At 68.2% G+C, this 6982-nt stretch carries 6 protein-coding genes; 5 read left to right on the forward strand and 1 reads right to left on the reverse strand.

What is annotated here, in order from left to right:
* Positions 1-275 precede the first annotated feature (275 nt).
* Genes ACWELQ_RS33270 through ACWELQ_RS33290 form a run of 5 tightly spaced genes read left to right on the forward strand, consistent with a single transcriptional unit; the run spans position 276 to position 5985 of the window.
* Positions 276-2756 carry a hypothetical protein gene (locus ACWELQ_RS33270; RefSeq protein ID WP_452401007.1) on the forward strand — a complete coding sequence of 827 codons (2481 nt, stop codon included), beginning with the start codon at positions 276-278 and terminating at the stop codon, positions 2754-2756.
* Positions 2753-3061, forward strand: a complete 309-nt coding sequence (locus ACWELQ_RS33275) for a transposase (protein WP_452401002.1) — start codon at positions 2753-2755, stop codon at positions 3059-3061. The genes ACWELQ_RS33270 and ACWELQ_RS33275 overlap by 4 nt, the downstream gene beginning before the upstream one ends.
* A gap of 47 nt (positions 3062-3108) precedes the next feature.
* Positions 3109-3642, forward strand: a complete 534-nt coding sequence (locus tag ACWELQ_RS33280; protein WP_452401003.1) for a hypothetical protein — start codon at positions 3109-3111, stop codon at positions 3640-3642.
* Positions 3643-3679: 37 nt separating this feature from the next.
* Positions 3680-5602 carry a type IV secretory system conjugative DNA transfer family protein gene (locus ACWELQ_RS33285; RefSeq protein ID WP_452401004.1) on the forward strand — a complete coding sequence of 641 codons (1923 nt, stop codon included), beginning with the start codon at positions 3680-3682 and terminating at the stop codon, positions 5600-5602.
* The gene (locus ACWELQ_RS33290; protein ID WP_452401005.1) at positions 5599-5985 is read left to right on the forward strand and encodes a DUF4913 domain-containing protein; all 387 of its coding nucleotides are present in this window, start codon (positions 5599-5601) and stop codon (positions 5983-5985) included. Before ACWELQ_RS33285 ends, ACWELQ_RS33290 begins: the two co-directional genes overlap by 4 nt.
* A gap of 91 nt (positions 5986-6076) precedes the next feature.
* Here the strand turns inward: ACWELQ_RS33290 and ACWELQ_RS33295 are convergent, their stop codons facing one another.
* Entirely contained in the window at positions 6077-6646 is a 570-nt protein-coding gene (locus ACWELQ_RS33295; RefSeq protein ID WP_452401006.1) for a hypothetical protein, read from the reverse strand.
* Positions 6647-6982: the final 336 nt, after the last annotated feature.

Here is a 6982-nt window from a genome sequence, read left to right on the forward strand (position 1 = left end):
GTGGCGAATCGGACCCCGCGTCGCAGGCCGGGGCGCGTGCGGAATCCGCTGTGCTGGGACGGGAACACCTGGCGGCCTCGCGTACGGAGTCGGACGGGTTGCCCGGGGGCTCGAGCCGCACGCCGGATGCGGACCACATTGCTGTGCCGCGCACGGAATCGGTTCCCGGGGCACCGGGCGAATCGGGTGTATCGGGCGCGGAATCCCTTGCGGCATCGCGTGAGGAGTCGCGCGGACGGACCGAGCAGTCGGTCTCGCCGAACGGGTCCGCTGACATGTCGGGCGCGTCGCTGTCGTCGGCCGGTGCCGACGAGGCGGTCAGCGCGCCGGTGAAGCGGCGACGTCCGGCGCTGCCCGCGCTCGAACCGCCCAGTGGCATCACGGAATCCGCCGCGCCCGAGGGGACGGGCCGGGAGATCGCGATCCGGGCCGAGGCGGGGCCGGGGGATGCGTTGCGGGCCGGGGCGGCGGTGCTCGAGGGGGAGCACGTCGTCGAGCGTCCGGTGAAGAAGCGGCGTCCGGCGGAAGCGAGCGAGGGGGATCGCGTGGAGCGCAGGCGAAGTCGCGAGACGGCGGGGGAGAGCGGCGAGGCCGGGCGGCGACCGCAGCGCGAACGCCGCGCCGATCCCGAAGGCCGCGGTGGCGAATTCGAGGGTCGAGGCCGCGAGGCCGACGGGCGAGTGCGGCGCGCACGCGAAACCGATGGCCGCACGCGGGAGGCCGACGGACGCGGGCGCGATTCCGAAGGCCGTGGGCGCGAAGCCGAGCGGCGTGGGCGGGCGGCGGAAGGGCGTGGTCGGCCCACCGACGCGGATCGGGTCCATCTGGGTGGGCGCGCCGGGTCGCCGGGGCGGGCGCGACCGGCGCGGCCCGAGGGTGAGCCGGGCGAGCGACCGGCGCGGAATCGGCCCACCCGCAACGGCCGTCCCGACCAGGCTGCCGCCGAGCCGAAGAGCGGGCGGAAGGGCAAGCGGGACAAGGCGACCGAGCAGGCCGATCGGGAGGCCGCGGCCAAGCGGGTGGCGGCGCGGCGGGCTGCGGCCAAGAAGAAGCAGAGCGGGCCGAAGCTGCTCGACGACTCGACTCGCGCGAAGCTCGAGGTCACCGCGCGCGAGGGCAATGGGATCAAGGCGGCGTGGGCGACGTTCCGGTTGCATACCGACGATCTGCGGCGGCGGAATTTCGCGGCGCGCGCGGAGCGGATGGAGTACGGCAGCTTCGACGAATTCGACCGCACCACCGCGCAACTCACCGATCGCGGGTATATCGGCGCGGGCGGCGGGCGGATGAACGTGGTGGGGCGGCCGGTGGAGTACCGGGCGACCACCGCACAGGTCGCGGGATTGTGGCCGTGGTCGGTCGGCGCGGGCGCGCCGCTCATCGGCACCCCGCTGGGTTCGCATCTGCACACCGGAGCGCCGGTCTGCTTCGACCCGATGAACTGGTTCATGCGTGGCAGCTTCATCACCGCGCCGAGCCTGTTCGTGCTGGGCCTCAACGGTTTCGGCAAGTCCTCGCTGGTGCGCCGCATCGTGCTCGGCGGTGTCGCGCAGGGCATCACGCCGCTGATCCTCGCCGACGTCAAGCCCGACTACCGCAAACTGGTGGAGATGGTCGGCGGCCAGGTCATCGACCTCGGTTACGGCCACGGCAAACTCAACCCGCTCGCCGCCGGTGTGCTGGGTTCGATCGTGCCGCTGCTGGAAGAACTGCCCGAGTTGCAGACCCAGGTGATGCAGGAGATGCGCGCCCGCCAGGTCACCCTGATGGCGGGCCTGGTGGAACTGGTGCGCGGCGCGCGCGTGCGCGACTTCGAGGAGACCCTCATCGCCACCGCCCTGCGCATCCTCTACCGCGAGGGCAGCGGCTTCACCCCGGACCAGCCCCCCATCGTGGAGGATCTCCTCGACATCGTGGTGGCGGGCGGCGACGAGCTGCAACTCGATGCGGGAGCGGACAATCCGGACGAGTACCACGAGGCCATCAAGGGTCTGCGCCGTTCGCTGCGCGCCCTGACCCAGGGTCCGTTCGGCGCGGTCTTCAACGGCCAGACCACCACCCCCATCGACACCAACGCCACCGCGGTCTGCATCGACGTCTCCCACATCCCCACCGGCGACAAGAAACTCAAGGCCGCCGTCATGCTGGCCTGCTGGGCCGACGGTTTCGCCTCCGTCGAGGCCGCGCACGTGCTCGCCGACGCGAACATGGGCCCGCAGCGCTACTTCCAGGTCGTGATGGACGAGCTGTGGCAGGTGCTGGGCCTGGGCGACTTCATGGTCGACCGTGTCGACGAGCTCACCCGATTGCAGCGCGGCATCGCCACCTCGCTCATCATGATCAGCCACACCATCAAGGACCTCCAGGCACTGGGCTCCGAGGCCGCCATCGCCAAGGCACTCGGCTTCCTGGAACGCGCGCGCGCCAAGATCTTCGGCGCGCTGCCCGCCGAGGAGATCTCGCGCCTGGATTCCACCGTGCCGTTCACGTCCGCCGAGGAGGAGATGGTGACCAGTTGGTCCGCGCCGCAGGCGCTCACCGGCGAGGCGCTCAAACCGGGCCAGCAACGCCCGCCCGCGCCCGGCACCGGCAAGTTCCTGCTCAAGATCGGCGAGGACCGCCGGCCCGGGATCCCGTTCCACATGGAGTTCACGCTTTCGGAGAAGGAGAGCGGAATCCACGACACCAACCAGCGTTTCAGCGAATTCACCGAAACCACCGCACGCCGCGGCCCGGACGAGGGGAGCGCCGCATGATGCCGCACCGGTCGTATCGAAGAGTGTCGCCGGAGGTCCGCCAGGCCGCCGTCGAGCAGGTCATCGCCCTGACCGGAAAGCTCCGGTCGGAGTCGGAGGCCTGCCGGGTGGTGGCCGAGCAGATCGGTGTGCACACCAATTCGGTGCGCAACTGGGTGCGCGCGGCGGAAAGCCCCGGCCTCGAACGCATGGACGCGATCGCCCTGCGGCGCAAGGTCGCCCTGCTGCAACAGCAGCTTGCCGCCGCCGCGGAGATGAACCGCACCCTGGTGGAAACCCTGTCCGACGCCAAGCGCGGCACATGACCGGACTCCGGCGACTAGCCTGGAAGGCAGGCCCTTCGCAGGTGGTGATGGTTGTGCTGAGCGTCGCGATGCTGGCCACCGCGTGTGGCGGCAACTCGACCGGCGGTGGCTCGAAATCGACGGTCGCGCAACCGCCCACGTCCACCACTCGGCTGCTGGAACAGGCGCCCGCGCCCGACCCGACCACCCCCGACGGTGTCGCGGTCACCGCGCTGGAACAGATCTACACCTGGTACCCCGCCACCGAATCGGAGGGCGCGGCCCTGCAGCGTGCCCGGAAGTGGCTGGGACCCAGTCTGATCCGTACCCTGGATACCCCGTCCACCAGCGTGGATACGCCACGGCCGACCCTGCGCTGGACGGACTGGGCCAAGGCGGGTGCCCACGTCGAGGCCTTCGCGTTCGCCTCCGGTGAGAAGGCGCCCACCGGCGCCGACCCGAACCGGCAGCAGTACAAGATCGGCATCGAGCAGACGGTCGTCTACCCGGACGGCAAGCGCGAACCGCTACCCCCGGCCACGGTCGTCGCCACGGTCGTGCGTGGCACTACCGGCGGCTGGCTGCTGGACGAATTTCGTTGAGCGGTAACGACTTACAGGTCATCCCAGGAGGATAGAGATGGCGAAAGCACCGGTGAAGGACCCGGCTGATCCCGGTCCCGACACCACCCTGCACCTCATCTACGCCGGTTTCGCGATCTTCGGAACCCTGTGGGTGTCGGTCCAAGTGGGCAATATGCTGTCCCACCCGCGCCAGAAGATGCCGATCAACCCGATCTCCATCGTCGTCAACATGATCAAGGGCGAGCTGCACTGGCCGGGCTGGGCCGGGGTGATAATCGCCATCATCGTGCTGGCGGGCGTGGCCTGGCAGCTGTTCAAACGGCGGCAGAAGGCCAACGCGGGCAAGGGGCGACTAGCGGTCGACGACAAGGCCGATTACATGGGTTCGGGCGGCGCGATCAAATCGCTCAAGGCCGCGGGCGTCGCCGAGAAGGCCGAACAGCTGGGCGTGCGGCTGGTGAAGCACGAGATCACCGGCGAGCCCTACGTTCCCGCCTCGCTCATGCAGCCCGGCGAGGTCGTGGTCCCCGGCATCCCGATCGGCATGTCGGTGGCCGACAACGAAATGCTCTACGGCTCTTATGAGGACCTGCACGTCGACATCTGGGGCCCGCGCCAGGGCAAGACCACCTCCCGGGTGATCCCCGCGATCCTCTCGGCCATCGGGGCCACCCTCGTCACCTCCAACAAGCGCGACGTGGTCGACGCCACCCGGGATGTCCGGGCCGCCAAGGGTTCTCCGATCTTCATCTTCGACCCGCAGGACATCGCGGTCGACATGAACAATCAGAGCGACCAGGCCCGCAACTGGTACTGGGATCCGCTGGCCTGGGTCGACCCGCACAGCGAAGGCTCGGAGATGCGGGCGGCGCGCCTGGCGGGTCACTTCGCCGACAGTGACGGCGGCTCCGGCACCGTGCAGTCCTCCTCCGACAGCTTCTTCGACCAGGAGGCCGAAGACCTCCTCGCGGCGCTGTTCCTGGCCGCCGCGATCGAGGGGCAGCCCATCACGCAGGTGTGGGACTGGGTCACCGACCCGCTCAACACGCAGCCCATCCAGTTCCTGCGCGCCGCGGGCCGCGGCTTCATGGCCTCGGGCCTGGCCCAGCAGTACAACGTCGATCCACGCACGCGCAGCGGCGTTTTCGGCACGGCCAAGAAGATGATCCGCTGCCTGCAACTGTCCAACGTGCACCCGTGGATCATGCAGGGCGGCGGCCGCGTCCAGTTCGACGAACTGGAGTTCATCTACCGCAACGGCACCCTCTACAGCCTCTCGCTCGAGGGTCGCGGCTCGGCCGCGCCGCTGGTGAGCGCGCTGACCGAGGCCGTCATCGACGTCGCCATGCGCACCGCCGCGCGCTCGCCGCGCGGACGGCTGCCGGTGCCGCTGCTGGCGGTCCTCGACGAGGCCGCCAACGTGGTGCGCTGGCGCGATCTGCCCAAGCAGTACAGCCACTTCGGCTCGCGCGGCATCGTGGTGATGACGGTGCTGCAATCCTGGGCCCAGGGCGCGCGCTGCTGGGGCGTCGACGGCATGGAAGCGCTGTGGGGCGCGGCCAATATCAAGGTCCTCGGCAGCGGCATCGACGACATCAAGTTCCTGCAGGAACGCTCCGAAGCCATCGGCGACTACGACTCGATCTCGCAGTCGGTGTCGGAATCCTCTGGCGGCAAGAGCTATTCGAGGTCGCTGGGTTCCTCGCGTACCTTCAATGTGCACGCCCTCGCGACGCTGCCGCGCGGGCGCGCCGTGCTGTTCTCCTCGGCGACACCCGCGGTACTGGTCCGCACGGTGCCGTGGTGGGAGGGCGAGTACGAGTCCGCGGTGGCCCGCTCCATCAAGAACCATGAGCCCCAGGCTCCGGAGACGACCAATGTGGACGAACTGATCCGCCAGCAGAAGCAGCAACTGTATCTGCCGGTGACCAAGGCGGCTGCGGACTCGGCAACGATTGAGGAGGTCAAGGGACTGTGAGCGACCAGGAACAGGAACCCATGGTCTATGCCAGCGTGGTCGAGTTCGTCGAGAACTACCTGAGTCTCGTCTACCGCAGGCAGGTCACCGACATCAGCGACACCGTCTGGTGCCCGGAATGGTGGAAGCACGCCGAGGCGGTGGCGCGTATGGATGCCATGTGGCGGTCCTGGGAGTACTACCGGCTCGAGGGCAAAACCGGTCTGAGCGTGTGGTTCCTGGATCACGCGGACATGCACATGGCCAAGCTGTTCGACCCGAAGGGGCCGTTCAAGTACTGCAGTGTGCGCAACGGCCACAAGGACATGCTGACCCCGCTGCCGTTGAAGTCTCCCCAGCACGGGCTCTTCAGCGATCCGAGCATGGGCGACTTCCGCATCTGAGACTCGGGCCGATACCGATTCGGCCCTGAAACGCGTTGTGGCGGAAGGCAAATGAATTGCGTTCCGCCACAATACGACCGATGCTGGAAACCTAACCGAGGGTGCGCACCACCGCTTCGCGTTCCCGTGCCCTGGCTTCCTGCTCACGCTGCCGACGCTGCGCGGCGGCGGCCTCCTGCTCCCGGGCGCGGACGGCCTCGGACGCGGACTGCGCCTGACCGACCTCCATAAGCATGCGCACAGAAGCCAATTCGGGTGAGATGCCCATGCGATTGAGATGCTGGGCGAGTGCCTGCCGGCGTTCTACCGAGTCGTGGCGGACGAGACCCTTGTTCATCGCCGCCTGTGTCGCTGCCATCCGGGTGGCCTCCGCCTGAGCCGCGAAGCGGTCCTTTTCAAGGGACACACCCTTTTCCAAGGTCGGCTTGTCGATCAGACGGGAAAGTTCGCGGTTGCGTGGGTCCTTGGCCTTGGCATCCGCGGCCTCACGGAGCACACGCTCACGGGATTCCTTCTGCCGGGCCTCGGTGACCTTGACGCGGGCTTCCGCTTCCTTCTGGCCACGTTCCCGGGTTCGCAGCGCGACAAGTGTCGCCAGCTGCAACATTTGCCTCATCATCGCCGCTGTTTCGCGGCCGATGTCGTCGAGTTCCTCGGCCATTGCCTGCTCCCCGATGCTGCAGTGATCACTATGGATGGTGGTGCTTCGTCACGGACATCGCCCGAACGGTAGTTCGAGAAGCGATATCCCGCCTGCAAACGTGGACACCGGGAGCACGCGGGGCGCAGCGACTGCCCGTTTCGGGGGGGTGACCCTGGGCTTTACTACGCCTTTGTACTCCGTTCTACGAGGTTACCAGCGAAAACTCGAAAACCGCCGTACGTGTGAGTCGCGATCCAGCATATATCGCACAATTCCGGCAGGTGGCGAAAAACTCAGGATTTTCTTTGGTTAGGGAAGCCTTACTCCGAAGGTTCATCGGGACCTTCCCGAGAC

The organism is Nocardia sp. NPDC004722 (genome assembly GCF_053601505.1).